Source organism: Antarcticimicrobium sp., from assembly GCF_029212575.1.
In the GTDB taxonomy this organism is placed as follows: domain Bacteria; phylum Pseudomonadota; class Alphaproteobacteria; order Rhodobacterales; family Rhodobacteraceae; genus Antarcticimicrobium.
Genome location: NZ_JARGPK010000036.1, coordinates 1 through 25,438, shown reverse-complemented (window position 1 = coordinate 25,438; position 25,438 = coordinate 1). Strand labels below are relative to the sequence as shown.

Here is a 25,438-nt window from a genome sequence, read left to right as displayed (position 1 = left end):
TGCGGATCGTACAATTCGGCGCGAAAATTCCCCAAACTGCACGACGGCGCGGCGCGGAACGCGCGGTGCCGTCGGTGCCGGAATCTGAGCGGGAAGCACTGGTAGCCCGTAGGGGAATCGAACCCCTCTTTCCAGGTTGAAAACCTGGCGTCCTAACCGATAGACGAACGGGCCACGGCGTGGTGAGCGCCTGACTATGCAATTGCGCGACGGGACGCAAGGGGGGCCGGGGGAAATTCCGCCGGCCGGCACGCGCCCCGCATGACGCGGCGCACAGGGGCCAAGCCCTTGGCGTTCATGAAACTTTTCGGAGGCGTTTGGGATGTGGTAGCCCGTAGGGGAATCGAACCCCTCTTTCCAGGTTGAAAACCTGGCGTCCTAACCGATAGACGAACGGGCCACGCTGTGGTGAGCGGTTCTTTAGGCAATCGCGCCGAACCCCGCAAGTGAAAATCCGCGACGGGCTGCAGAATTTTCACCCCCCGAGCGCCTTGGTCCGCCTCAGGCCTCCGCGGCGTCGTCGAGGCGCAGTTGCACGCTCTGCCGCCCGCCCCATGTGTTGATCTCCAGCCGCCCGGCAAAATGGAACCGCGCGCCGCCATGCGCCTCAAGCCGGGGGCCCAGATCGCTGTCATAGGCGCCGAAGGCGATCGCCTCCAGCCGTCCCTGCATGCCGTCGCTGAGCGACAGTTTCAGGTGCGCGGCGCCGACGCGCTTGGCAAAGCGGACCTGCAGATCGGGCAGGGCAAAGCGCGGGGCGGGGGCCCCGGCGCCGAACGGGCCGGCCTGTTCGATCCGCTCGATCAGCTCCACCGTCGCTGCGCCGGGCATCAGCGCGCCATCAAGTTTCAGATCGGCGCGCCCGGCCTGTCCCGCGCCCTGCCGCGCCAGCAGATCGGACAGGCGCGCCATCGCCTCCTCCAGCCGGTCGCGCGCCACGGTCAGTCCGGCGGCCATCTTGTGCCCGCCGCCCTTGAGCAGCAGCCCCTCGCCGGCCAGCCGCTGGATCGCAGCACCCAGGTCGACGCCCGAGACCGAGCGCCCCGATCCCTTGCCCTCGCGGCCCTCCAGCCCGATCACCACGGCGGGGCGGTTGGCGGCTTCCTTCAGGCGCGAGGCGACGATGCCCACCACGCCGGGATGCCAGCCCTCGCCCGCCGCCCAGACCAGCGGTGCGTCGAAGCCGCGCGCCTCGGCCTGCTCCATCGCGGCGGCGCGTACCCCCTCTTCGATCTCGCGCCGCTCGGTATTGAGCTGGTCCAGCCGTTCGGCCAGCGATTGCGCCTCGTTCGCATCCTGCGTCGCCAGCAGCCGCGCGCCCAGATCGGCCTTGCCGATCCGTCCGCCCGCGTTGACCCGTGGCCCGAGCAGGAACCCCAGGTGATAGCTGCTCGGCGCCGAATCCATCCGCGCCACGTCCGAAAGCGCCACCAGACCGGGCCGCTTGCGCTGGGCCATCACCCGCAGCCCCTGGCGCACCAGCGCCCGGTTGGCGCCGATCAGCGGGGCGACGTCGGCCACCGTGGCCAGCGCCACCAGATCCAGAAGCGCCATCAGGTCCGGCCCGGTGCCGCCGCCGCCCTCGCGCAGCTGTCGCCGCGCCTCGACCAGCATCAGGAACACCACGCCGGCGGCGCAGAGATAGCCCAGATCGCCGCTTTCGTCCTGCCGGTTGGGGTTCACCACGGCGACGCAACGGGGAAGCGTCTCGCCGCCAAGGTGGTGGTCGAGCACGATTACGTCGGCGCCCCTGGCCGCCGCGATCGGCCCGTGGCTGAGGGTGCCGCAATCGACGCAGACGATCAGGTCGTGCTGCGCCGCCAGATCGCGCATCGCAGGCTCGTTGGGGCCATAGCCCTCGTCGATCCGGTCGGGCACGTAGAGCGTGGCATCGCGCCCCATTCCCCGCAACCAGGTCAGGAGCAGTGCCGCCGAACTGCCGCCGTCGACATCGTAATCGGCAAAGACCGCGATGCGCTGGCCACGTTTGACCGCCTCGACGAAGCGGGCGGCCGCCGCCTCCATGTCCTTCATCTTGCGCGGGTCGGGCAGAAGGTCGCGCAGCTGCGGGGTCAGGAACGGTTCGGCCTCTTCCGGTGGCACCCCCCGGCGGGCCAGAACCTGGCAAACCGGGCGCGGCAGGCCGGTGGCCTGGACCATTGCCTCGGAGGCGCGGTCCAATTCGACCGAGGGGCCGGTCCAGCGCCGCCCGGTCAGAGAGGTCTCGACCCCCAGGAATGCCACCTGCTTACCTCCAATGACTCAAGGTCGGACCACGGTGGACCCACCCCTTTTTCTGGCCGAAAATACTCCCGCCGGAGGCACCGGCGCAAGCCGGGTTGCCCGGGGCGCGGACCCGGTCTCAGACCGGCGTGCGATACTGCATCCGCCGCACCGATCCGGTCTTGGAGCGCATCAAGAGCGTCGTCGTCTCCAGCCATCCCGGCATCCGCTTGATCCCCGGCAGCAGGGTGCCGCCGGTGACCCCGGTGGCGGCAAAGATCACGTCCTGCGTCACCATCTCGTCGCGGGAATAGATCCGGTCGAGATCGGTGATCCCGGCCTTGGCGGCACGGGCCTTTTCGTCGTCGTTGCGAAACAGCAGCCGGCCATAGATCTGACCGCCCATGCATTTCAGCGCCGAGGCCGCCAGCACCCCCTCGGGCGCGCCGCCGGACCCCATGTACATGTCGATCCCGGTCAGGTCGCTCTCGGCGCAGTGCATCACCCCGGCGACATCGCCATCGGTGATCAGCCGGATCGCCGCGCCGGTGCCGCGCACCTCGGCGATCATCGCCTCGTGGCGCGGACGCTCCAGGATGCAGACGGTGATGTCAGTGGGCTTGCAGCCCTTGGCGACGGCCAGCGCCTCGACCCGCTCGGTCGGGCTCATGTCCAGGGTGACGACGCCCTCGGCAAAGCCGGGGCCGATGGCGAGCTTGTCCATGTAGGTGTCGGGCGCATGCAGCATCGAGCCGCGCGGCCCCATCGCGATCACGGTCAGCGCGTTGGGCATGTCCTTGGCGGTCAGCGTGGTGCCCTCCAGCGGATCGAGCGCAATATCCACGCCCGGGCCGTTGCCGGTGCCCACTTCTTCGCCGATGAACAGCATCGGCGCCTCGTCCCGTTCGCCTTCGCCGATCACTACCACGCCGGCGATGTCCAGCTTGTTCAGCTGCTCGCGCATGGCATTGACGGCGGCCTGGTCGGCGGCCTTTTCATCGCCGCGTCCGACCAGCGGCGCCGAGGCGAGCGCGGCCTGTTCGGCGACCCGGGCAAGGCCCAGCGACAGCATCCGGTCTTCGAAGGCGGTGGAGGTATCCTTGGCGGTCATGGCAAAGTCCTTTGTCAGAAATCCTGCGGGTCGCATAGCCTGCCCGGGGCAGGGGCCGCAAGGCCCTGCCGGTCGCGCGGGCTCAGAGGTGTTCGATCCGCAGCGCCACCGGCTCGCCCGCCATCACGTCGGTCTTGCCCATGGCCTCCAGCGCCTGATTGAGCGCGGCGCGGGTTGTCTTGTGGGTAACGATCAGCACCGGGGCGGCGGCCTCGGAATGGCCGTACTGGCGCATCCGGTTGATCGAAACCCCGGCCTCGCCGAGAATGCTGGCGATCTTGGCCAGCGCGCCGGGCTTGTCCAGCAGCGACATGCGCAGGTAATAGGGCGCGGGCAGGCCGGTCTGTGCCGCCTTGGCCTTTTCCAGCGTCGTGGCCGGCTGGCCGAAGACCGGCATGTGGCAGCCCCGCGCCAGGTCGCAGATGTCACCCAGGACCGCGCTGGCGGTCGGCCCCTCGCCGGCGCCGGGGCCGCGCAGCACGATCTGTTCGACCGCGTCGCCCTCGATCACCACCATGTTGGTGCCGCCTTCGAGCTGGCCCAGCGGAGAGTCGGCCGGCACCAGGCAGGGCTGCATGCGCTGAACCAGCCCGCGCGGGCTGCGTTGCGCCACACCCAGAAGCTTGATGCGATAGCCCATGTCGGCGGCCTGGCGGATATCCTCCAGCGTCACCCGCTGGATGCCCTCGATCTCGACCCCGTCGAAATTCACCCTTGTGCCAAAGGCGATTGCCGCCAGGATCGCCAGCTTGTGACTGGCGTCGATGCCGCCGACGTCGAGGTTGGGGTCGGCCTCGAGATAGCCCAGCTTGTCGGCCTCTTCGAACAGGGCGTTGTAACCCTGGCCGGTGGCCTCCATCCGGGTGAGGATGTAATTGCAGGTGCCGTTCATCACCCCCATCACGCGGGTGATCTCATTGCCTGCCAGCCCCTCGGCCAGGGCTTTGATCACCGGGATACCGCCGGCGACCGCCGCCTCGTAGCGGATCGAAAGCCCCGCCGCCTCGGCCTGTTCGGCCAGCGCCTGACCGTGCAGGGCCAAGAGCGCCTTGTTGGCGGTGACAACATGCTTGCCGCTGGCGAGCGCGGCCTCGGTCGCGTCCTTGGCGGCCCCTTCGGAGCCGCCCATGAGCTCGACGAAGACATCGATGTCGTCGCGCCGGGCCAGCGCCACCGGGTCGGTTTCCCAGGCGTAGGCCGACAGGTTGACGCCCCGGTCCTTGCCCGAGTCGCGGGCGCTGACGGCGCTGATCTCGATCCGCCGCCCGGTGCGGGCCTCCAGCAGCCTGGTCTGCTTGCGCAGGATGCGGACCACGCCCACACCGACTGTTCCCAATCCGGCAATCCCCAGGCGCAGAGCGTTCGTCATCGTGTTTCGATCCCTTGGTCAGTCGCGAAATGCTGCGCCGTGCCTTAGCCGGTTCGGCTAGGCGGCGCAACGGCGCAGGCCGCCGTGCGTCACTCGGACTGCGCCGCGCGCAGCCGCGCCGCTCGGGCCTCGAGCCGGGCGCGGCGCCAGCCCAGTTCGCGCTCCAGCCGCTCGGCGCTGTCGGGCTCGGCGGCGTTGATCGCAAGCGCCGGTTCCAGCGGGATCAGGGTGGGGTAGGGGGCGTGACGCAGCGCATCGCCGCGCGCGGAGGCCAGCTCCGGCACCCGGTTGCAACCCGGCAGGAACAGCACCACGGCAACGAGCAGGCCAAGACAGGCAGGGGCGGTGAAAAATCGGCGAGGCTGGAACATGGGCAATCCGGTGCAGGGCGTGGCCTTTCATGCCCGTTCGGCGCAAAAGGCGCAAGCAGGGGGTTTTTTCTGAACATCTGTTCAGATAGCGTTTCACCCATGGCACGCACAGCAGGTTCTCATTCCGATATCACCGGGCCGCGTATTCAGCAGGCGGCGCAGCGGCTGTTCGCGCGCCACGGCTATGCCGCGGTGTCGATGCGCCAGATCGCGGGCGAGGTCGGGGTGCAGGCCGGTGCGCTCTACAATTACACGAGGGACAAGCAGAGCCTGTTGTTCGGCCTGATGCAGGACCACATGCAGGAATTGCTGGCAACCTGGGGCGCGCGCCCGCAGGGCAATGGCCCGGTCGCGGCGCTCGAGGCATTCACGCGGTTTCACATCCGGTTCCACCTGGAGCGCCCGGAGGAGGTGTTCATCGCCTACATGGAACTGCGCAACCTCACGCCGGAGAACCACGCCGCCATCAGCGCCCTGCGCGGCCGCTACGAGGATGGGCTGGAGGCGATCCTGAAGCGCGGGGTCGCAGGCGGCGTCTTCGATGTCGCCGATACCAAGATTGCGACGCTGGCGGTGATTGCGATGCTGAACGGGGTTAATACCTGGTATCGCGCCGGCGGGCGGCTGTCGCTGGACGAGGTCGAGACGGTCTATTGGGACATGGTGCGCAAGGCGGTGGCACCGGCGGCTATTTCCACTGCTTGAATTCCTTGAGCAGGGCCTGGCGTTCCTTCTCGTGCGATTTGTACTTTTTGACCGCGGATCTGTACGCATTCAGCGCCGCATCGGCCTGTTTCTGAACCTTGGCAATATCGGTTTTCCAGTTCGCGGTGGCGCGCGCCAGCCGGTCATATTCGGTGGCAACGGAGTTCAGCTTCTTGCGAACCTCCTTCACGATCTTTTCGGCCTGCGCGATCTCGTCGGTGTCCATCTTGAGCGTGATCACCGCCGAGGCGGCGCCGGTCAGCTTCTTTGAGCCCTTGGACAGCTTGTCGGCAAGCTCGACGGATTCGCCCGCCACCGTGTTGGCCGCGCCCAGCGGGCTGCCCGAACTGGGGCCCAGGGCGCCATCGATCACCGAATGCACCGCGACACCGCCCAGGGCCACACCGATCCGGGCGCCCCAGCCGACGGGTCCGAGGCAGAAGGACACCGCGGTCACCGCGATGTTCAACCCGGTCTGCCACTTGGCCTCGGTCACTTCCTTCTGGGCCTTTTTCAGCAGTTTTTCGAGATCCTTCAGATCCTTTTCCAGCGCCTTGCAGCGCTTGTGCATTTCCTTGATCCAGTCCGCCAGAAGGCTGAGCAGCGTCGCGGCAAGCGCCGCGAAGCCGGCATTCATCATCGCTTCATGTTTGGCGTTGGCCTCTTCCAGCGCGGTCAGGGCGAGGACATACTTCGTATAGGTCTTGATCAGTTCCTTCGAGTCCCTGGCCTTTCCGAACATGACCTTGTTCCAGGCCCCGTTGAACTCGCCCCAGCATTTGTCGAGGCGGTCGCGGTCGGCCTTGTATTCGCTGAGCGTTGTCGAGGAATAGAGTTTTACGGTGGATGAGCCGAGCACGGTCTTGGCGGTTTTCAGGGCCTTTTCCGAGTCACGGTCGATGTTCTCGATGTATTTCTGTACGACGGAACTGTTGACGAGATCCTGAGCGGTCTTGGCTGACATGGCAGCCCCCTTTTTCTTGAAAAAATGTATTCATTCAAAACTGTGGTCTCCGGGCCGGGGCACCGGATCGGAAAAACTATACATCGAAAAACGGATTTGCCTTCAAGAAAATCGACCGCATCCCGCGCCATGGTATAACCAAGGCGCGGGATGCGGTCGGGAGGGGCGGCGCGGCGGATTGCCTGGTGTCAGTGCGCCGGTCTGATGAAATTGCCGTTGCGCAGGTCGCGCATCGCCTGCATCAGCTCTTCCTGCGTGTTCATTACGATCGGGCCGTGCCAGGCCACCGGCTCGGCGATCGGCGCGCCCGAGATCAGCAGGAACCGCACGCCCTCGGGGCCGGCCTGCACGGTGATCTCGTCACCGGTTCCAAAGCGGACCAGGGTACGGTCGCCGGAGAGGTCGCGGATATTGACCTCCGCGCCGGCCACTTCCTTTTCCAGCAGCACGCCGGAGGGGGAGGAGGCATCGGCAAAGGCACCGGCCCCGTCGAAGACATAGGCAAAGGCCCGGCGATAGGTGTCGATCCGGAATGTCTTTTTCACCCCGGCCGGCACAAAGATGTCGAGGTATTGCGGATCGGCCGCGATGCCGTCGACCGGGCCGGTCTGGCCCCAGAATTCGCCCACGATCACCTTCACGCGGGTGCCGTCATCGTCGATCACCTCGGGGATCTCGCTGCCCTGCACGTCCTGGTAGCGCGGTGCGGTCATCTTCTGGCTGCTGGGCAGGTTGCCCCAGAGCTGGAACCCGTGCATCTGCCCCTGCGCGTTGCCCTTGGGCATTTCCTGGTGCAGGATTCCCGACCCTGCGGTCATCCATTGCACGTCGCCCGCGCCCAAGGTGCCGGTGTTGCCGAGGCTGTCGCCATGCTCCACCGTGCCCGAGAGCACATAGGTGATGGTCTCGATCCCCCGGTGCGGATGCCAGGGAAAGCCCTTGAGGTAATCCTCGGGCCGCTCGTTGCGGAAATCGTCGAACAGCAGGAAGGGATCCAGCTCGCTCGGATCCTGGAACCCGAAGGCACGGTGCAGTTTCACACCGGCGCCTTCCAGCGCGGGCACGGCACGGCGGGTCTCGATGGTGGGTCTCAGCGACATGGGGTTGCCTCCTGGCTGGTGGGTCGATGCTCAGATAGGGGGGCGGCGGCCTCGGGCAAAGGTCGCTGGGGTCACGCATGCTGTGCGCCAATGCACGGATGCGTGCGTCAGGGCATGTCGCAAACAGAGGCGACGGTCGGTTTCCGCCCCCTAGGGTGATCCAGGCGGATGGTGCAGGAGGGATAAGCATGGACGTCGGATTTATCGGGCTGGGGAACGTGGGCGGCAAGCTGGCGGGCAGCCTGTTGCGCAACGGCGTCGATCTGAGCGTTCACGATCTGAACCCCGATCTTGTGCAGGATTTCGTCGCGCGCGGGGCCACGGCGGGCGGCGATCCGGCGGCGATGATGCGGGCCTGCGACGCGGTGATCACCTGCCTGCCCAGCCCGGCGGCCTCGGACGCGGTGATGCGGCAGATGCTGGACGAGGTGACCGAGGGCAAGATCTGGATGGAGATGTCCACCACCGATGCCGCCGAGGTGCAGCGGCTGGGCGCGCTGGTGATCGCGCGCGGCGGCGCGGCGGTGGATTGCCCGGTGTCGGGGGGCTGCCACCGGGCCGACACCGGCAACATCAGCATTTTTGCCGGCTGCGACCGTGCCACCTTCGAGCGCATCCTGCCGCTGCTGACGATCCTGGGGCGGCGCGTCCTGCACACCGGCGATCTGGGCAGCGCCAGCGTGCTCAAGGTGGTCACCAATTACCTGGCCACCGCCAACCTGGTCAGCTGCGCCGAGGCGCTGACCGTCTGCAAGGGGGCGGGGATGGACCTGGGCGTGGCCTATGAGGCGATCCGCATTTCCTCGGGCACCTCCTTCGTGCACGAGACCGAAAGCCAGGTGATCCTGAACGGCAGTCGCGACATTTCCTTCACCATGGATCTGGTGGCCAAGGATATCGGCCTGTTCCAGGAGGTCGCGGACCGCGCCGGGGTTCCGTTGGAGCTGAGCCCGCTGCTGATCGGGATCTTCGCCGACGGGATCGCGCGGTTCGGCCCGCGCGAGCTGTCGCCGAACATCATCCGGCGGCTGGAGGAGGCCACCGGTCTCGACATCCGCGCGCCGGGCTTTCCGGCCGAGATGACGGATGACGAACCCGAGGCGTCCGGCACCGAGGTCCTGCCGATGCGCGGGGCGGCGGAATAGGCTGTTCGCGGTCGGGGAATTCGGGTAAGCCCGCCGGCGCAGGCAGGCGGAGGGGCCCATGGAGGACGATATTCTGGCGACGGTGCGGGTCTCGGCGATACGCCGCTGGCTGGGCGTCGGGGTTCTGGCCGCCATCGGCGGGCTGGTGATCTATGTCGCGCTGGCCCGGCCGCCGGCGCCGCAATGGCAGGGTTTCCTGCTGCTCACCGGGGCCGCAGCGCTCTGGACCGCCGAGCGGATGCGGCGCGCCACCGCGCACCGGATCGAGCTGACCCGCAACGAATTGCGCGCCAGCGACGGCACCCGCATCGCAGCCGTTGATGAGATCGAGGCGCTGGATCGCGGGCTCTTTGCCTTCAAGCCCTCCAACGGGTTCCTGATCCGCACCCGCGCGCCCGGCGGACGGGCCTGGCGGCCCGGAGTGTGGTGGCGGCTGGGGCGGCGCATCGGCGTCGGCGGGGTAACCTCGGCGCCGCAGACCAAGGCGATGTCGGAAGTGCTGGCGGCGCTCTTGGCCGAGCGGGCCTAGCTGTCCGACCAGACCACCTGCGGCGCGAACCTGGGCCGGGTGAACACGAAGTTCTCGATCGACCGGGTGCCCAACCCGATATCGAACACCGGCTCGTAACTCGCCTCTGTCTCGATCAGGATGACACGTTCGTTGTCGGGCATTACCGGCAAGTCGGCGGCGATATCGGCCATGTCGGCATTGGTGCGCGCGGCGTCGAATCCGCGGCTCTCGGACCAATCGACGTAATAGCGGTCGTCGTCCTCGTCCCAGCGCACCACCGTGACCATCAGCTTGATCGGCATGTCCGACCGGGTCATCAACCGCAGTACCGCCTCCATGCTGTCGAGGTAATCGTCGTCGATCGCCTGGGTTTCGCGCGAAATCATGTCGCCGATCGAAAAGGCCGCCTTGAGATTCTGCGCGCTCTGCCGGTAGCCGTCGAAATAGACGTAGGTGGCCATGAACGCCCAGAACAGGAACGGCATGACGATCACGAATTCCACCGCGACGCTGCCGCGGGTGTCGCCGGCGAAGCGGCGCAACAGGGAACGGAACCGATCCATCATCGCCATCACCTCGGTTCCTGAACGAAGATCGAGGTCGAGGTCAGCGCATACTGCCCGTATTCGTCCTTGACCATGTTCTTGCCCAGTCCCGAGGTGGGAAAGACCGGATCGATCTTGGCGCAGGCGCGCAGGATCATCAGCTCGTTCTCCTGCCCGTTGACAAAACTGCGCACAGGCGAGACCTCTTCGGATTTGTCGGTGCAGTCGGGATCGGTCGAGATCTCGCTCCAGGCGCGCGGATCGACCTGGATCATCTCCAGCCGCAGGCTTGTGTCGCAATCGGGAATGAACCCGGCGCGGGCGCAGATCATGTCCTTGATGTCGTCGTGCTGCGGCGCGGTGCCGGTGCCCAGGCGGATGTCGCGCACCGTCATGTCCATCGCGCGTTCCAGCATTGAATGCTGCATGGTGACAAAGCCCAGTTCCAGCCCCGACAGCAGGATGGTGATGATCGCCGGAAAGGTGATGGCAAACTCGATCGTCGCGTTGCCGTCCTCGGCCCGCCAGAACCGGCGCAACCGCCCTAGCGCCCGCGCGATCATTGCGTCAGCCTCAGCTTGCGGATCGACGAGGCGATCGAGGCAAAGGCATCGGCGATCTCAAGCCCGTCCACGTCAAAGAAATGGCTGTCGGAACTGGCGCAGTCCTTGAGCACCTGAAGCCCGCTCCAGGGCGCCTCGAATCCGATGGTGAACACGATGATGTTTTCCGCCTTGGCGGCGTCGCAGATCGCCTTGGTGCGGGCGTTCTTGGTGGAGCTGTTCACATAGACATAGCGTGTGCCGTAGTACCATTTGTCGCGCGCATCGTCCTGTCCCATGGTCGGCGCGAAAATATTGTCGGCAATCTCCAGCGCGGTTGTATAGGCGAACAGGTCCCCCATCGACAGTTCTACCGCCGTGCCGTCCTCTTCGACGGCCGTCGTGACTTTGACTGTCTTGTATTTCTTGCAGTCGCCGGTTTTTTTGTCGTACTTCTTGCAGACCTCGCCCTCGCCCTCGCCCTCGTAAGTGCCGTTGCCATAGGGGTGGTCGCCCCATTCCTCCAGTTCGTTCCAGTAGTACATGTCCTCGGAGGTGTTGCCATCGTCGTCGCGGTCGTAGGTATCCGGGCCGGTGTTGACCGAATAGACCTGTTCCTCGGCGTTCCACCAGGCGTTGGTCGGATCGGAGCGATAGTCGTCGGGCAGGTAGTACTGGCTGGTGTTCTGTCCGTCGGTCATCAGCACCAGCACCTTCAGCGTTTCGCCGTCGGTGTAATCGTGCGGACGGTCCGAGAAATCGCCCGAGACATCGCCGCTGGCGATCATCGCGTCGATGACCGGCTGCAGGCTGGGGTCGAGCAGCGCGGTGCCCCATTTCATCCCGATGTCGATCGAGGTGTTGCCGTCAGCCGACAGGTTGCTGATGAAATCCTTGAGCGTATCGCGGTCCTTTTCCAGCACCACCAGTTCGCGGCTTGCCTTGGCTTCGCAGACCGGCGAGGGGACCAGTTCCGGCGGGTCGTTGTCGCGCCCCTCGAACCGGCTGGTCCAGGGATCGAAATGCATGGTCCGTTTCAACTCGGACGACGGGCTGATCGCGGTTGAGTCGAAATCGCTGCCGTCGAAGTTCACGCAGTTGGAATAGCTGTGCTCGTCGGTGACGTTGAACTGATCGAGAAAGACCGCCGGGGTCGAAACCTGGGTGGCATAGGGCACAATCGAGATCGACATGTCGCCGTCCTTGGTGTTGTCCACCATCTGGTCGACGAAGTCCTTGGCGGCGATCTTGAGGTTCGTCAGGCGGCTGTTGCTGTTCATCGACCCCGACACGTCGAGCACGAGCGAGATTTCCACCCCCTCGATACGTTCCTCGGCGGTGCTGGCAGCCGGCGCGGTCAGGGTATCGACGCCGGTCATGTGCATGAACTGGGTCTTGATGTCGCTCGAGGCGGTGGCCGACACCGTGCGATAGCTCAGCCCCTCGTCAACCGTGACGCTGGTGAGGAAATCGCGCATCCCGGCCTTGTCGAGGTAATCCTTGACCACGTCCTCCGGGGCGAGGGTCTGATCGAGGTCGGCGGCGGCCAGAACCGCCCGATCCATGGTGTATTGCAGGTTGGCGCGGTCCCGCTCGTAGCGCATCAGGTCGATGCCGATGCCGCCGAACATCAGGATGATGATGAAGATATAGACGGCGAAGACGATCAGCGAGCCATCCTCGCGCGCCGCAAACCGGCGGGCGTGGGTGGAAAGCCAGTGCACCGAGACGCGCCCGAGGCAGGGGCGCGCGCTGCGGGAGTCGATCCGGTTATCAGGTCGCTGACACATCAGGTCCTCGTTACGCTCAATCGGTGTGCCGCAGACTGCGGAACACAACTCACCGTCGTCCTTATCGGCCCGGATCGTGGCTGAAGTTTGGCGAATGCACGGTATTTCGCGGGAAGCGGCGGCAGCGGGCGGGGTTTCCGGGGGTATTCCGGCCCTCTGCCGCCGGTCGTGATCCGCGATGGCGGGTTCGGGAATTGCCGGAAAAAACGGCTGCAAGAACGCGAATGCTTAAAAAGGTCGCGGCCTGCTGGCGAAGATCATAGTCTGACGGACAAGTGGCCGCCGACGGCGAGTCGCGTATGCACGGGGAACGGTATGAGGAGGCTTACCCATGGTCCTGCAGGAACCGAGTTTTCGCGAGAGCGTGGATCTGATGTTCAACAGGGCGGCGGCGATCATGGATCTTCCGCCCGGGCTTGAGGAAAAGATACGGGTCTGCAACGCGACCTACACGGTTCGGTTCGGGGTGCGGCTGCGGGGGAAAATCCAGACCTTTACCGGCTATCGCTCGGTGCATTCGGAGCACATGGAGCCGGTCAAGGGCGGCATTCGCTACGCCATGGCGGTGAACCAGGACGAGGTCGAGGCGCTGGCGGCGCTGATGACCTACAAATGCGCGCTGGTCGAGGCGCCCTTTGGCGGCTCCAAGGGCGGGCTGTGCATCGACCCGCGCCAGTACGACGAGCACGAGCTGGAGATGATCACCCGGCGTTTCGCCTATGAGCTGGCCAAGCGCGACCTGATCAACCCCTCGCAGAACGTACCGGCGCCGGACATGGGCACCGGCGAACGCGAGATGGCCTGGATCGCCGACCAGTACGCGCGGATGAACACCACCGACATCAACGCGCGCGCCTGTGTGACCGGCAAGCCGCTGAACGCCGGTGGCATCGCCGGGCGGGTCGAGGCCACCGGGCGCGGCGTGCAATACGCGCTGCGCGAATTCTTCCGCCATGCGGTCGATGCGGAAAAGGCCGGGCTCTCGGGCGGGCTCGAGGGCAAGCGGGTGATCGTGCAGGGGCTGGGCAACGTGGGCTATCACGCCGCCAAGTTCCTGGCTCGGGAGGACGGCGCGCGGATCACCGGGATCATCGAACGCGATGGCGCGCTGTTCAACGAGGAGGGGCTGGACGTGGAGGCGGTGCATCACTGGATCACGCGCCACGGCGGCGTCACCGGGTTCCCCGACGCCACCCATACCGCCGAGGGGGCGGCGGTGCTGGAACATGACTGCGACATCCTGATCCCGGCGGCGCTGGAGGGGGTGATCAACCTCGCCAATGCCCACAGGATCAAGGCCCCGCTGATCATCGAGGCCGCCAACGGTCCGGTCACCGCCGGGGCGGACGAGATCCTGCGCGACAAGGGCACGGTGATCATTCCCGACATGTACGCCAACGCTGGCGGCGTGACGGTGTCCTACTTCGAGTGGGTCAAGAACCTCAGCCACATCCGCTTTGGCCGGATGCAGCGGCGGCAGGAAGAGGCGCGCCACCAGCTGGTGGTCGAGCAGCTTGAAACCCTGAGCGATGCCCTTGGCAAGACCTGGTCGCCGAGCCCGGATTTCAAACAGAAATACCTGCGCGGCGCCGACGAGCTGGAGCTGGTCCGCTCGGGGTTGGACGACACCATGCGCACCGCCTATCAATCCATGCGTGAGGTGTGGCACGATCGGTCCGATGTCCAGGACCTGCGCACCGCGGCCTATATCGTGTCGATCGGAAAGGTGGCGGCGAGCTACCGCGCCAAGGGGCTGTGATCCCGCACCGATGACGACTCAAGCGGCGCCGGATCGGGGAGTTCCGGCGCCGTTTCGTACACTCCGGGGCGCTGCGCGGGCGCCGACCCGCAAGGGGCCGCATCTTGTCGCTGGCAGACCGTTGCGTGTCGGGATTCTCGGGCTGGCCTCCGGCGGCTCTGGTGTTAGTGTCACAGCTGCCCGGCGCGCCGTCGGGCGCCGACCTGTCAGGAGACCGAGATGCGATTTTCCGGGCTGCGAGTCCTCAAGGAGGGATTGACCGGCAACAGGGGCTGGACCGCCCATTGGCGCGACCCGGAGCCGAAGCCGGCCTATGACATCGTCATCATCGGCGGCGGCGGGCATGGGCTGGCCACCGCCTATTACCTGGCCCGCGAACACGGGCTGCGCAATATCGCGGTGCTGGAAAAGGGCTATCTCGGCGGCGGCAACGTCGGGCGCAACACCACCATCGTGCGGGCCAACTATGGGCTGCCCGGAAACTCGGAGTTCTATTCGCATTCCCTGAAACTGTGGGAGGGGCTGGAACAGGAGCTGAACTTCAACGTCATGCATTCGCAGCGCGGCGTGATCAACCTGTTCCATTCCGACGGCCAGCGCGACGCCTATGCCCGGCGCGGCAACGCCATGGTGAACCAGGGCGACGATGCGATCCTGCTGGACCGTGACGGGGTGCGCAGGCTTGCGCCCTATCTCGACTTCGACAATGGGCGCTTTCCGGTCTACGGCGGGCTCTACCATCCGCGCGGCGGCACCGCGCGGCATGACGCGGTGGCCTGGGGTTATGCCAGGGGGGCGGACCAGAGGGGCGTCGATCTGATCCAGAACTGCGAGGTCACCGGCATCGACATCCAGAACGGCAAGGTGACCGGGGTGCAGACCAGCCGGGGCGCGATCCGGGCCGGCAAGGTCGGCATCGTCGTGGCGGGACGCTCCAGCCAGGTGGCGGCGATGGCGGGGATGCGGCTGCCGATCGAAAGCCACGTCTTGCAGGCCTTCGTCACCGAGGGACTGAAGCCGGTGATCGACACGGTGGTGACCTTCGGCATGGGGCATTTCTATATCAGCCAGTCGGACAAGGGCGGGCTGGTGTTCGGCGGCGACATCGACATGTATGCCTCTTACGCCGCGCGCGGCAACCTGCCGGCGGTGGAACATGTGATGGAGGCGGGGATGGCGCTGATGCCGATGATCGGCAAGGCGCGGGTGCTGCGCAGTTGGGGCGGCATCATGGACATGTCGCCGGACGGCTCGCCCGTGATCGACCGAACCGGGATCGAGGGGCTCTACCTCAATTGCGGCTGGTGCTACGGCGGGTTCAAGGCGGTGCCCGGTTCGGGCCATTGTTTCGCCCATCTGCTGGCGACCGGGCGGCCGCACGCGGCGGCGGCGCAGTTCCGGCTGGACCGGTTCCGCACCGGCGCGGGGATCATGGACGAGGAGGGCACCGGTGCGCAGCACAATCTGCACTGAGCGCCGGCGGAGAGGCCGGATATGAGTATTTGCAACGAGAAGAAGCAGGGGCGCGCGCGATGAGGATCACCTGTCCGCTCTGCGGCGAGCGGGACCGCCGGGAGTTCTATTACAAGGGGGCGGCCCTGGCGCTGGACAGACCGGAGCCCGATGCAGGCGCGGAGGCCTGGGACGAGCATGTCTTTCTGCGCGATAACCCGGCAGGCGAGACCCGCGATCTGTGGTATCACGCCGATGGCTGCGGCGCCTGGATCGTGGTCACCCGCGACACGGTGAGCCACGCGGTGCTGGAGACGCGCCTGGCGGGGGAGGCGGGGGCATGAGGGTTGCGGGCAAGGGGCTGCTGGATCGCTCGCGCTCGGTCCCGTTCCGGTTCGACGGGGTGCGCTATGCCGGGCTGGAGGGGGACACGCTGGCCTCGGCGTTGCTTGCAAACGGGGTGCGGCTGGTCGGGCGGTCGTTCAAGTATCACCGGCCGCGCGGCATCCTGACGGCGGGCAGCGAGGAGCCCAACGCGCTGGTCACGGTGGGGACCGGCGGGCGGCGGACGCCGAACACCCGCGCCACGGTGCAGGAAATCCACCAGGGGCTGGAGGCGCGCAGCCAGAACGCCTGGCCGTCGCTGAAACACGACCTGCTGAGCCTGAACAACCTGGCCGCGCCGTTTTTTGGCGCGGGGTTCTATTACAAGACCTTCATGTGGCCGAAAGCGTTCTGGGAAAGGATCTATGAGCCGGCGATCCGCCGCGCCGCCGGATTGGGGGCGCTGTCGGGGGAGCCGGATGCGGACCGCTACGAGCGCGCCTTTGCGTTCTGTGACCTGCTGGTGATCGGGGCCGGTCCCGCCGGGCTGATGGCGGCCCTGGTGGCCGGGCGCGCCGGGGCCGATGTGATCCTGGCCGACGAGGAGGCCCGCATGGGCGGGCGGCTTTTGGCCGAGACCGAGACGATCGAGGGGCGGCCGGGTCATGAGTGGGCCGAGGCGGCGCTGGCCGAACTGGCGGCGACGGAGAACGTGCGGCTGATGACCCGCACCACGGTCGCCGGAGCCTATGACCAGGGCACCTTTGCGGCGCTGGAACGGGTGGGGCATCACCGGGCGCCGCAGGAGGGGCTGCCGGTGGAGTGTTTCTGGCGCATCGTGGCGAAACGCGCTGTGCTGGCGGCGGGGGCGTTGGAGCGGCCGATCGCCTTTGCCGACAACGACCGGCCCGGGATCATGACAGCGGGGGCGGTGCGCGCCTATCTCAATCGCTGGGGGGTGAGCCCGGGGCGGCGGGTTTCGGTCTTTGCCAACAACGACGACGCCCACCGTACCGCGCGCGACATGGTTAAGGCCGGGGTCGACGTGGTCGCGGTGATCGACAGTCGCGCCGATGCGCCGGGATCGGACCTCTTCGAGGTGCATCGCGGCGCCCATGTGGTGGGCAGCGCCGGGCGGCTGGGACTGGAGGCGATCACCCTGCGCAGCGGCGCGGCGGAGCACCGGGTCGAGACCGATTGCCTGGCGATGTCGGGCGGCTGGAACCCGAGCGTGCACCTGAGCTGTCACATGAACGGGCGGCCGGTCTGGCGCGAGGACATCGTATCCTTCGTGCCCACGCCCGGCGCGGTGCCGGGGATGGTCGCGGCGGGGGCCTGCAACGGGGCGTTTTCGACGCAGGCCTGCCTGCGCGAGGGGGCCGAGGCGGCGCGTGGGGCTCTGGAGGAGTTGGGGATCAAACCGCCGAAGCCGGATCTGCCGATGGCCGAGGATACGGAGTATCGCATCGCGCCGCTCTGGGCGGTGGCGGGCAAGGGGCGCGCCTGGCTGGATTTCCAGAACGATGTGACGGTGAAGGATGTGCGCCAGGCGGCGGCGGAGAATTACCGCTCGGTCGAGCATATGAAACGCTACACCACGCAGGGCATGGCCACCGACCAGGGCAAAAGCTCGAACGTGGCGGCGCTGGCGGTGCTGGCGGATGCCACCGGGCGCGGCATCCCCGAGACCGGGACGACCACGTTCCGGCCGCCCTATTCCCCGATCGCCATCGCGGCGCTGGGCGCCGGCGGGCAGGGCAAGGGGTTTGCGCCCGAACGCCTCACCACCAGCCACAAGGCGAGCCGGGAGCGCGGCGCGCCGATGATCGAGGCCGGGCTGTGGTATCGGCCCAGCTATTTCCCGGCGCCGGGAGAGAGCAACTGGCGGCAGAGCTGCGACCGCGAGGTCACGATGGTGCGCGCGGCGGTGGGGATCTGTGATGTCTCGACGCTGGGCAAGATCGACATCCAGGGGCCGGACGCGGGGCGGTTGCTCGATTTCGTCTATACCAACATGTTCAGCACGCTGAAGGTGGGGCGGGTGCGCTATGGGCTGATGCTGCGCGAGGACGGCTATGTCATGGATGACGGCACCACCGCGCGGCTGGGCGAGGATCATTACCTGATGACCACCACCACGGCGGCGGCGGGCGAGGTGATGCGGCACCTGGACTTCGTCCACCAGGGGTTGCGGCCGGAGTGGGATGTGCGCTTTGCCTCGGTCTCCGAGCAATGGGCGCAGTTCGCCGTGGCCGGGCCGAAGTCGCGCGACTTGCTGAACGGGGTGCTCGATGCACCGCTGGAGGCGGACGACTGGCCGTTCATGGCCTGCGGCGCGGTGCGCGTTCTGGGGGTGGCAGGGCGGCTGTTCCGGATTTCGTTCTCGGGCGAACATGCCTATGAGCTGGCGGTTCCCGCACGTTATGGCGACAGCCTGTTCCGGGCGCTGGTGGCGCGGGCCGAGGGGATGGGCGGCGGCGCCTACGGCATGGAGGCGCTGAACGTGCTGCGGATCGAGAAGGGGTTGATCACCCATGCCGAGATCCACGGGCGCACCACCGCCTTTGACATTGGCATGGGGCGGATGGTCTCGGCGAAAAAGGACTGCATCGGCAAGACGCTGAGCCAGCGGCCCGGCTTGACCGATCCGGAACGTGAGCGGCTGGTGGGGCTGAAGCCCGCCGGGGCGGTGAAGCTGATCACCGCCGGCGGGCATCTCTTTGCGCAGGACGCCGCGCCGGTGCGGCAGAACGACCAGGGCTATGTCACATCGGCGGGCTTTTCGTCGACGCTGGGGCATGTGGTTGCGCTGGGCTTTCTGCGGCGCGGGCCGGACCGGATCGGCGAGGTGGTGAAGATGGTCGATCACCTGCGCGGGGTCGAGACCCTCTGCGAGGTGGTCGATCCGGTGTTCTTCGATCCCGAGGGAGGGCGCGTGCGTGGCTGAACTTGTTGCGAAATCCCCCTGTGACGGGCTGCTTCCGCTGACCCTGGGCGGGGTCACGGCCAGCGAGGCGGATCTGGGCACGCTGACCATGGTGCTGCCCTATTGCGGGCGGCAAAAGGCGCTGTCGCAGGCGTTGCAGGCGGCGCATGGCATGGCGTTCCCGGCGCCGAACCGGGCCACCGGCAAGGCCGGGGCGCGGGGGCTGTGGTTCGGCCGCGAGGGCGCGCTGCTGGCCGGGCCGGACCCCGATCCGGCGCTGGCCGAGCATGCGGCGCTGAGCGATCAGAGCGACGCCTGGGCGGCGGTGCGGCTGGAGGGGGCGGGCGCCGAGGACGTGCTGGCGCGGCTGGTGCCGGTCGATCTGCGCGCCGCGGTCTTCAAGCGGGGGCACACAGTGTGCAGCCAGGTGGCGCATATGTCGGGATCGGTCACCCGGGTGGGTGAGCGGGCGTTCATGATCCTGGTGTTCCGCTCGATGGCCGCGACACTGGTTCACGATCTGAAAACGGCGATGGAAGCGGTCGCGGCGCGCGGCTAGGGTGACGGGCGAACACCAACCGATTCAGGAGTTGCCCCGATGTTGATCCGCCTGACCCTTGTTGCAGCCCTTCTGGCCTCGCCCGCTCTGGCCGCCGACAGCAAGGAACAAAGCTGCGCCTATCAGGCCCAGGTGGTGGCGGCGATCCAGCAGGCGCGGCTGGACCGGGTCAAGGAGCGTGATGTGCCCAAGGCGATCGCGGCGACCGACCCGGAATGGCCGGAGAATTACAACAACGCGATTCCGCTGATTGCGCCCTGGGTTTACGAGCAGAAGATGCAGGTGATCCGCAACGAGGATCTCTCGGCGGCCTGGAACGAGCTTTGCCTGCAGCAATAGCCGGGGCGCCGATGCGTCTGTGACCGCCCCGCAGTGCCTGCGCGCGCCGCGGCGGTCTTTCGCTTTCCGTTCGGGCGGCGCGGTGCATGTGCCGCCGTCCGGCTCTGGACAGGCTTCGTCAATGCGAGGATACTTCACCCCATGTCACTGCCCCCCGGATTCCTCGACGAATTGCGCACCCGCACCTCGCTTACGCAGGTGGTCGGCCGCAAGGTGATCTGGGACAGCCGCAAGTCGAACCAGGCCAAGGGCGACATGTGGGCGCCGTGCCCGTTTCACCACGAGAAGACCGCCAGCTTTCACGTCGATGACCGCAAGGGGTTCTATTACTGCTTCGGCTGCCAGGCCAAGGGCGACGCTATCGGTTTCGTGCAGGAGACCGAGAACGTCAGCTTCATCGAGGCGGTTGAGATCCTCGCGCGCGAGGCGGGGATGGAGATGCCGGCGCGTGACCCCCGGGCACAGCAAAAGGCCGACCGGCGCGGGCAACTGGCCGAGGTGATGGAGCAGGCGGTGCAGTTCTTCCGCCTGCAGCTGAAAGCCGGGGCCGGGGCGGAGGCGCGCGACTACCTGGCGCGCCGGGGGCTGGACGCGGCCGCGCTGGAGCGCTGGGAGATCGGGTTTGCCCCGGCGGGCTGGCAGAACCTGTGGGACCATTTGCGCGGCAAGGGGGTGGAGGAGGAGCTGATCCTTGCCGCCGGGCTGGCGAAACCCTCGACCAAGGGCGGCAAGCCCTATGACACCTTTCGCCACCGGATCATGTTCCCGATCCGCGATGCGCAGGACCGCGCGATCGCCTTTGGCGGGCGGGCGATGGACCCCTCCGACAACGCCAAGTACCTCAACAGCCCCGAGACCGAGCTGTTCGACAAGGGCCGGTCGCTGTTCAACCACGGCCCGGCGCGGGCGGCGGCGGGCAAGGGCCAGCCGCTGGTGGTGGCCGAGGGGTACATGGACGTGATCGCACTGGCCGAGGCCGGGTTCGAGGCGGCGGTGGCGCCGCTGGGCACGGCGATCACCGAGACGCAGCTGCAATTGTTGTGGCGAATATCGGACGAACCGATCATCGCGCTCGACGGCGACAAGGCGGGGCTCGGCGCGGCGATGCGGCTGATCGACCTGGCGCTGCCGCTGCTGGAGGCGGGCAAATCGCTGCGCTTTGCGTTGATGCCCGAGGGCAAGGATCCCGACGACCTGCTGCGCGCCGAGGGGGCGGCGGCGGTGCAAAAAGTGCTGGATCAGGCCCAGCCGATGGTGCGGCTGCTGTGGCGGCGCGAGACCGAGGGCAGGGATTTCGACAGCCCCGAACGCAAGGCGGCACTGGACAAGGCGCTGCGCGAGCGGATCCGGGCGATCCGCGATCCGTCGATCCGAAGCCACTACGGGCAGGCAATCAAGGACCTGCGCTGGGACTTGTTACGCCCGAAGAAACAGCCGCGCCCGCGCGGGCAGGCGGCCTTTGTGGCGGGGGGCTGGAAGGGCCGGGGGGCGGTGCTGGAAGGACCGGCTCAGACGACCAAATCGTCGTTCCTTGTCGCCGCCGGAGAGGCCGCCGAGACCCATATGCGCGAGGCGGTGATCCTGGCGGCAGCGATTTCCGCGCCGGAGCTGATCGTGGAATTCGAGCACCGGATCGAGGCGATGAGCTGCGCCGATCCCGACCACGCGCTGCTGCGCGACCTGATCCTGCGCGACCCCGGCGCCGATCCGGCCGGTCTGAAGGACAGGATTACCGCCGCTGCCGGGCCGCATGCCCTTGAAAACCTCCAACGGCTGCGCCATGTGGCAATAAACCCCTGCATGCGCAAACCCGGCGACATCGATCTGGCCAGAATGACCCTGGCGCAGGAATTCGCGAAAATCGAAGCGCTGCGCGGGGGATATGCCGAGGTCGCCGAGGCCGAGGAGGAGTTGAGCGGCATGGCGGACGAGGCCATGACATGGCGGCTGGGACAGGCGGCAGAGGCGCGGTCGCGGTCCTATCGCGTCGAACTGGACGGAGGTGGAGAGTCGGTCGTGGCGGAAAACGGGCTGACCCTGGACAAGTCGGATGTCGAGTACCGCGACAAGGTCTTCGACAATATCGATTTCACCCGAGGTGGCCGGTCGCGCGGGTGAGACGGGGACACGCAGACACGAATCGGATCAGTTATTCCAAACCGGGCCGTTGAGGCGGCTTTTTATATCGAATAGAGGTGGACATTCAGGTGGTCGGGTGACCGAATCACCGGAACTTTCCAAATGATTCGCATCCGGACGAATCACCTCAAGCCCCTGCAGGAGCATTGAATGGCAGCCAAGGATACCGAGGACCAGAAACCCGAGGAGCAGGAACCGGAAATCACGCTGGACATGAGCCAGGCCCAGGTCAAGAAGATGATCGCCGAGGCCCGTGAAAAAGGTTACATCACCTACGACCAGCTCAACCAGGTTCTGCCCCCCGACCAGGTCAGTTCGGAACAGATCGAGGATGTGATGTCGATGCTCTCGGAGATGGGCATCAACATCATCGAGGACGAAGAGGCCGAGGAAGAAGAGCAGAAAGGCTCGACCGAGGTCGCCACCACCGAGAGCGCGCGCGAGGTCACGCTGGCCGGTCAGCAGACCGAGAAGCTGGACCGGACCGATGATCCGGTGCGCATGTACCTGCGCGAGATGGGCAGCGTCGAACTGCTGAGCCGCGAGGGCGAGATCGCCATCGCCAAGCGGATCGAGGCCGGTCGCAACACGATGATCGCGGGGCTGTGCAAGAGCCCGCTGACGTTCCAGGCGATCACAATCTGGCACGACGAATTGCTGTCCGAGGACATCCTGCTGCGCGACGTGATCGACCTGGAGGCCACATTCGGCAACCAGATGGGCGACGACGCCACCGCAGAGCCGCTGGTCGATACCTCGGCGGTGGCCGCGACCAAGACGCCGGAGGCCGACAACAGCCCGGAACTCGACGCCGACGGCAACCCCATCGCAAAGGATGACGACGACGACGAGGACGAGCAGGCCAACATGTCGCTGGCCGCGATGGAGGCCGCGCTCAAGGACCAGGTTCTGACCACGCTGGAGCAGATCTCGCTCGATTACGCGCAACTGTCGGAAATGCAGGACAGCCGCATCGCGGCGACCCTGGGCGATACCGGCGCCTTCTCGCAGCGGCAGGAGGACAGCTATCAGGCGCAGCGGGCGCGGATCGTCGAGCAGGTCAATGAACTGCACCTGCACAACAACCGCATCGAGGCGCTGATCGACCAGCTTTACGGCATCAACCGCCGGGTGATGGCGATCGACAGCGCGATGGTGAAACTGGCCGACCAGGCCCGGATTAACCGCCGCGAGTTCGTGGAAGAATACCGCGGGCGCGAGCTGGACCCGACCTGGCTGGACGAGATGGCCGAAAAGCCGGGCCGCGGCTGGCAGATGTTCATCGAACGCTCGACCGACAAGGTCGAGGAGCTGCGCGCCGACATGGCGCAGGTTGGCCAATACGTCGGTCTCGACATCTCCGAGTTTCGCCGCATCGTTCAGCAGGTCCAGAAGGGCGAGAAAGAGGCGCGTCAGGCCAAGAAGGAAATGGTCGAGGCGAACCTGCGGCTGGTGATCTCGATCGCCAAGAAATACACCAACCGTGGCCTTCAATTCCTTGATCTCATTCAGGAAGGCAACATCGGCCTGATGAAGGCCGTCGACAAGTTCGAGTATCGCCGCGGCTACAAGTTCAGCACCTACGCGACCTGGTGGATCCGCCAGGCGATCACCCGCTCGATCGCGGATCAGGCCCGAACCATCCGGATCCCGGTGCACATGATCGAGACCATCAACAAGCTGGTGCGCACCGGGCGCCAGATGCTGCACGAGATTGGGCGGGAACCGACACCCGAGGAACTGGCGGAAAAGCTGCAGATGCCGCTGGAGAAGGTTCGCAAGGTGATGAAGATCGCCAAGGAGCCGATCAGCCTCGAAACCCCGATCGGCGACGAGGAGGACAGCCAGCTTGGTGATTTCATCGAGGACAAGAACGCTGTCCTGCCGCTGGAAAGCGCCATTCAGGAAAACCTCAAGGAAACCACGACACGGGTGCTGGCCAGCCTGACCCCGCGCGAGGAGAGGGTCCTGCGGATGCGGTTCGGCATCGGCATGAATACCGACCACACGCTGGAAGAGGTCGGCCAGCAGTTCAGCGTGACCCGCGAACGCATCCGCCAGATCGAGGCCAAGGCGCTGCGCAAGCTCAAGCACCCGTCGCGGTCGCGCAAGCTGCGAAGCTTCCTCGATCAGTAAGGTTGAAAGGCGCCCCTTAGGGCGCCTTTTCTTCTTGGGCCGTTTGGCCTCTTGGTGCGGCTTGTCTTCTTCCCGGAGATCACGCCCGCGTGTACGCCCCTACCGCGCCCGGCCGATCCGCGCTAAACTGGCCCTGTTTTCCTTTCAGATGTTGAGCAACCATGTCCCCCCTTTCCCGATCCCTCGCGGCGCTGACCGCCCTTTGTCTCGTTTTGCCGATCCCTGCCGGGGCGTTCAACGGCCGGCGTGATACGCGGGCCTTTGCCATCGACGACACCACCTTCGAGGTGATCGCACGCACCGCCGGCTCGGCGGACGATTACTGGTGCGGCGCCTCGGACTATGCGCGGCGGGTGCTGAACGCGCCCTGGACGGCGCAGATCTATGTGCTGCGCAAGCGGGGCCCCAGCGTGACCACGGGGCGCCGCACGGCGGTGCAATTCACCCTGGATGCAGTGCCGCCCCAATCACAGGATCTGGCCCAGATTCTCAATCTGATGAAGCCCGGCAATCACCTGTCGCTGCAACTTGCGGCGATGTACTGCGCGCCGCCGCCGGTGCGGCGCTGAGTGCGTTGGCCCGACACGCGAATCTGGCGCTGGCGGCGCTGCTGATCGTCCTGCCGGGGGCGGCGCTGGCCTGGCGCGCGGTGAACGGACATGAGGTTCAGCCCCTCGGCGGCGGGGTGTACGAGGTGGTCGGCCGGGTCGGCTCGGGCGCGGCCGACTACTGGTGCGGCATCGGCGATTTTGCCACTGTCGTGCTGGGCGTCGCGGTGGTGCAGCGGATCTATGTCTGGCGACCGGTCGGCCCTTCGGTCGTGCGGCCCGGACGCAAGGCGGTTCACTTCGCGTTGTCGCCGCCGCCGGGGGCCGAAACCGCGACCGGCTATTCCCTGACGGTGCGGCGCGCGGGCGAGAACCTGAGCGCGGCGATTGCGCGGCAGTATTGCCATGACAGCCGGTTCGACGAGTTTCCCTGGCGGCGCTGGCCCTGAGGCGCGGACCGCCTGACGCGCCGGACGATTGGGGACTAGTTCAGGCGGTGCCGGCGAGGGTACAGCCAATCGCCTATTGCTGGGATGTGCAACGCTCGGTCGTACAGGCGTTGTTGCGCAACTCGCTCCTGAAGGATTCACAACGCGAATCCATGGGTTTAGAAGGGCTGCATGCGGAAACCTTTAGCCGCCCGCTACCGCACAACGAACTGGTCCGCTTGCAACGCCGCGCTGCGGAAGCGCGGCTCCCTGTTGATCTGGTTGGACAAGGAGATGATATGGCACGCTCCGCGTGATGGGGGGGGCCGGGCGCCCTCCGGTATTCTGCAATGCTGCCATCCGGTTCTGCCTGACGATCCAGGTTCTGTTCAAACTGCCCCTGAGACAAACGGCCGGGATGGTGGCGAGCCTGTGGCGGCTGGCAGGGCTGG

22 protein-coding genes, 2 tRNA genes and 1 pseudogene are annotated in these 25,438 nt (G+C 66.6%); 14 read left to right on the top strand and 11 right to left on the bottom strand.

Features of this window, described 5'->3' with window-relative positions:
• Window positions 1–99: 99 nt before the first annotated feature.
• From P1U75_RS06485 to P1U75_RS06460, 6 genes are all read right to left on the bottom strand, one after another.
• A tRNA-Glu gene (locus tag P1U75_RS06485) sits at window positions 100–174 on the bottom strand.
• 151 nt (window positions 175–325) lie between these two features.
• A tRNA-Glu gene (locus tag P1U75_RS06480) sits at window positions 326–400 on the bottom strand.
• 101 nt (window positions 401–501) lie between these two features.
• Window positions 502–2,244 (bottom strand): single-stranded-DNA-specific exonuclease RecJ, encoded by a 1,743-nt coding sequence (recJ, locus tag P1U75_RS06475; protein ID WP_300241160.1) that lies wholly within the window; start codon window positions 2,242–2,244, stop codon window positions 502–504.
• A 118-nt stretch (window positions 2,245–2,362) separates the two neighbouring features.
• On the bottom strand, window positions 2,363–3,334 hold the full coding sequence (gene glpX, locus P1U75_RS06470) for a class II fructose-bisphosphatase (RefSeq protein ID WP_300241157.1): 972 nt from the start codon (window positions 3,332–3,334) through the stop codon (window positions 2,363–2,365).
• Window positions 3,335–3,416: 82 nt separating this feature from the next.
• Entirely contained in the window at window positions 3,417–4,703 is a 1,287-nt protein-coding gene (locus tag P1U75_RS06465) for a homoserine dehydrogenase (RefSeq protein ID WP_300241154.1), read from the bottom strand.
• An 89-nt stretch (window positions 4,704–4,792) separates the two neighbouring features.
• Window positions 4,793–5,074: a hypothetical protein gene (locus P1U75_RS06460; RefSeq protein WP_300241152.1), complete on the bottom strand. Its 282-nt coding sequence runs from the start codon at window positions 5,072–5,074 to the stop codon at window positions 4,793–4,795.
• Between the two features lie 99 nt (window positions 5,075–5,173).
• Here P1U75_RS06460 and P1U75_RS06455 point away from each other — a divergent pair, with 99 nt between their 5' ends.
• Entirely contained in the window at window positions 5,174–5,779 is a 606-nt protein-coding gene (locus P1U75_RS06455) for a TetR/AcrR family transcriptional regulator (protein WP_300241150.1), read from the top strand.
• On the opposite strand, the gene P1U75_RS06450 is transcribed toward P1U75_RS06455, so the two are convergent.
• Window positions 5,763–6,743: a hypothetical protein gene (locus tag P1U75_RS06450; protein ID WP_300241148.1), complete on the bottom strand. Its 981-nt coding sequence runs from the start codon at window positions 6,741–6,743 to the stop codon at window positions 5,763–5,765. The genes P1U75_RS06455 and P1U75_RS06450 overlap by 17 nt on opposite strands.
• Before the next feature lie 188 nt (window positions 6,744–6,931).
• The gene (locus P1U75_RS06445) at window positions 6,932–7,843 is read right to left on the bottom strand and encodes a pirin family protein (protein WP_300241146.1); all 912 of its coding nucleotides are present in this window, start codon (window positions 7,841–7,843) and stop codon (window positions 6,932–6,934) included.
• A gap of 188 nt (window positions 7,844–8,031) precedes the next feature.
• Here P1U75_RS06445 and P1U75_RS06440 point away from each other — a divergent pair, with 188 nt between their 5' ends.
• Window positions 8,032–8,988, top strand: coding sequence for an NAD(P)-dependent oxidoreductase (locus P1U75_RS06440; protein ID WP_300241144.1), 957 nt, complete (start codon window positions 8,032–8,034; stop codon window positions 8,986–8,988).
• Between the two features lie 58 nt (window positions 8,989–9,046).
• Window positions 9,047–9,517 carry a hypothetical protein gene (locus tag P1U75_RS06435; protein ID WP_300241141.1) on the top strand — a complete coding sequence of 157 codons (471 nt, stop codon included), beginning with the start codon at window positions 9,047–9,049 and terminating at the stop codon, window positions 9,515–9,517.
• On the opposite strand, the gene P1U75_RS06430 is transcribed toward P1U75_RS06435, so the two are convergent.
• The 3 genes from P1U75_RS06430 to P1U75_RS06420 are packed head-to-tail and all read right to left on the bottom strand — an operon-like array spanning window position 9,514 to window position 12,376.
• Window positions 9,514–10,071, bottom strand: a complete 558-nt coding sequence (locus tag P1U75_RS06430) for a pilus assembly protein (RefSeq protein WP_300241139.1) — start codon at window positions 10,069–10,071, stop codon at window positions 9,514–9,516. The two genes, P1U75_RS06435 and P1U75_RS06430, sit on opposite strands and share 4 nt — an antisense overlap.
• On the bottom strand, window positions 10,071–10,607 hold the full coding sequence (locus P1U75_RS06425; RefSeq protein ID WP_300241137.1) for a TadE family protein: 537 nt from the start codon (window positions 10,605–10,607) through the stop codon (window positions 10,071–10,073). The genes P1U75_RS06430 and P1U75_RS06425 overlap by 1 nt, the downstream gene beginning before the upstream one ends.
• Window positions 10,604–12,376, bottom strand: coding sequence for a TadE/TadG family type IV pilus assembly protein (locus tag P1U75_RS06420; protein ID WP_300241135.1), 1,773 nt, complete (start codon window positions 12,374–12,376; stop codon window positions 10,604–10,606). The genes P1U75_RS06425 and P1U75_RS06420 overlap by 4 nt, the downstream gene beginning before the upstream one ends.
• Window positions 12,377–12,707: 331 nt before the next feature.
• Between P1U75_RS06420 and P1U75_RS06415 the strand changes: the two genes are divergently transcribed.
• The 11 genes and pseudogenes from P1U75_RS06415 to P1U75_RS06365 form a co-directional block, all read left to right on the top strand.
• Complete coding sequence (locus P1U75_RS06415) at window positions 12,708–14,135, top strand: Glu/Leu/Phe/Val dehydrogenase (RefSeq protein WP_300241133.1); 1,428 nt, start codon at window positions 12,708–12,710, stop codon at window positions 14,133–14,135.
• 219 nt (window positions 14,136–14,354) lie between these two features.
• Window positions 14,355–15,608 carry a sarcosine oxidase subunit beta family protein gene (locus P1U75_RS06410; protein WP_300241131.1) on the top strand — a complete coding sequence of 418 codons (1,254 nt, stop codon included), beginning with the start codon at window positions 14,355–14,357 and terminating at the stop codon, window positions 15,606–15,608.
• Window positions 15,609–15,667: 59 nt separating this feature from the next.
• Window positions 15,668–15,931, top strand: coding sequence for a sarcosine oxidase subunit delta (locus tag P1U75_RS06405; protein ID WP_300241129.1), 264 nt, complete (start codon window positions 15,668–15,670; stop codon window positions 15,929–15,931).
• Window positions 15,928–18,858 (top strand): sarcosine oxidase subunit alpha family protein, encoded by a 2,931-nt coding sequence (locus P1U75_RS06400; protein ID WP_300241127.1) that lies wholly within the window; start codon window positions 15,928–15,930, stop codon window positions 18,856–18,858. The genes P1U75_RS06405 and P1U75_RS06400 overlap by 4 nt, the downstream gene beginning before the upstream one ends.
• Complete coding sequence (locus P1U75_RS06395; RefSeq protein WP_300241124.1) at window positions 18,851–19,396, top strand: sarcosine oxidase subunit gamma; 546 nt, start codon at window positions 18,851–18,853, stop codon at window positions 19,394–19,396. The genes P1U75_RS06400 and P1U75_RS06395 overlap by 8 nt, the downstream gene beginning before the upstream one ends.
• A gap of 42 nt (window positions 19,397–19,438) precedes the next feature.
• A complete protein-coding gene (locus tag P1U75_RS06390) occupies window positions 19,439–19,735 on the top strand; it encodes a hypothetical protein (protein WP_300241320.1) in 297 nt (98 codons plus the stop codon).
• A gap of 141 nt (window positions 19,736–19,876) precedes the next feature.
• Window positions 19,877–21,853, top strand: a complete 1,977-nt coding sequence (gene dnaG, locus P1U75_RS06385) for a DNA primase (RefSeq protein ID WP_300241121.1) — start codon at window positions 19,877–19,879, stop codon at window positions 21,851–21,853.
• Window positions 21,854–22,024: 171 nt separating this feature from the next.
• Window positions 22,025–24,010: an RNA polymerase sigma factor RpoD gene (gene rpoD, locus P1U75_RS06380; protein ID WP_300241119.1), complete on the top strand. Its 1,986-nt coding sequence runs from the start codon at window positions 22,025–22,027 to the stop codon at window positions 24,008–24,010.
• A gap of 161 nt (window positions 24,011–24,171) precedes the next feature.
• Entirely contained in the window at window positions 24,172–24,579 is a 408-nt protein-coding gene (locus tag P1U75_RS06375; protein WP_300241117.1) for a hypothetical protein, read from the top strand.
• Between the two features lie 5 nt (window positions 24,580–24,584).
• A complete protein-coding gene (locus P1U75_RS06370; protein ID WP_300241114.1) occupies window positions 24,585–25,007 on the top strand; it encodes a hypothetical protein in 423 nt (140 codons plus the stop codon).
• A gap of 171 nt (window positions 25,008–25,178) precedes the next feature.
• Window positions 25,179–25,438: pseudogene (locus P1U75_RS06365) on the top strand (transposase); the annotation flags it as partial.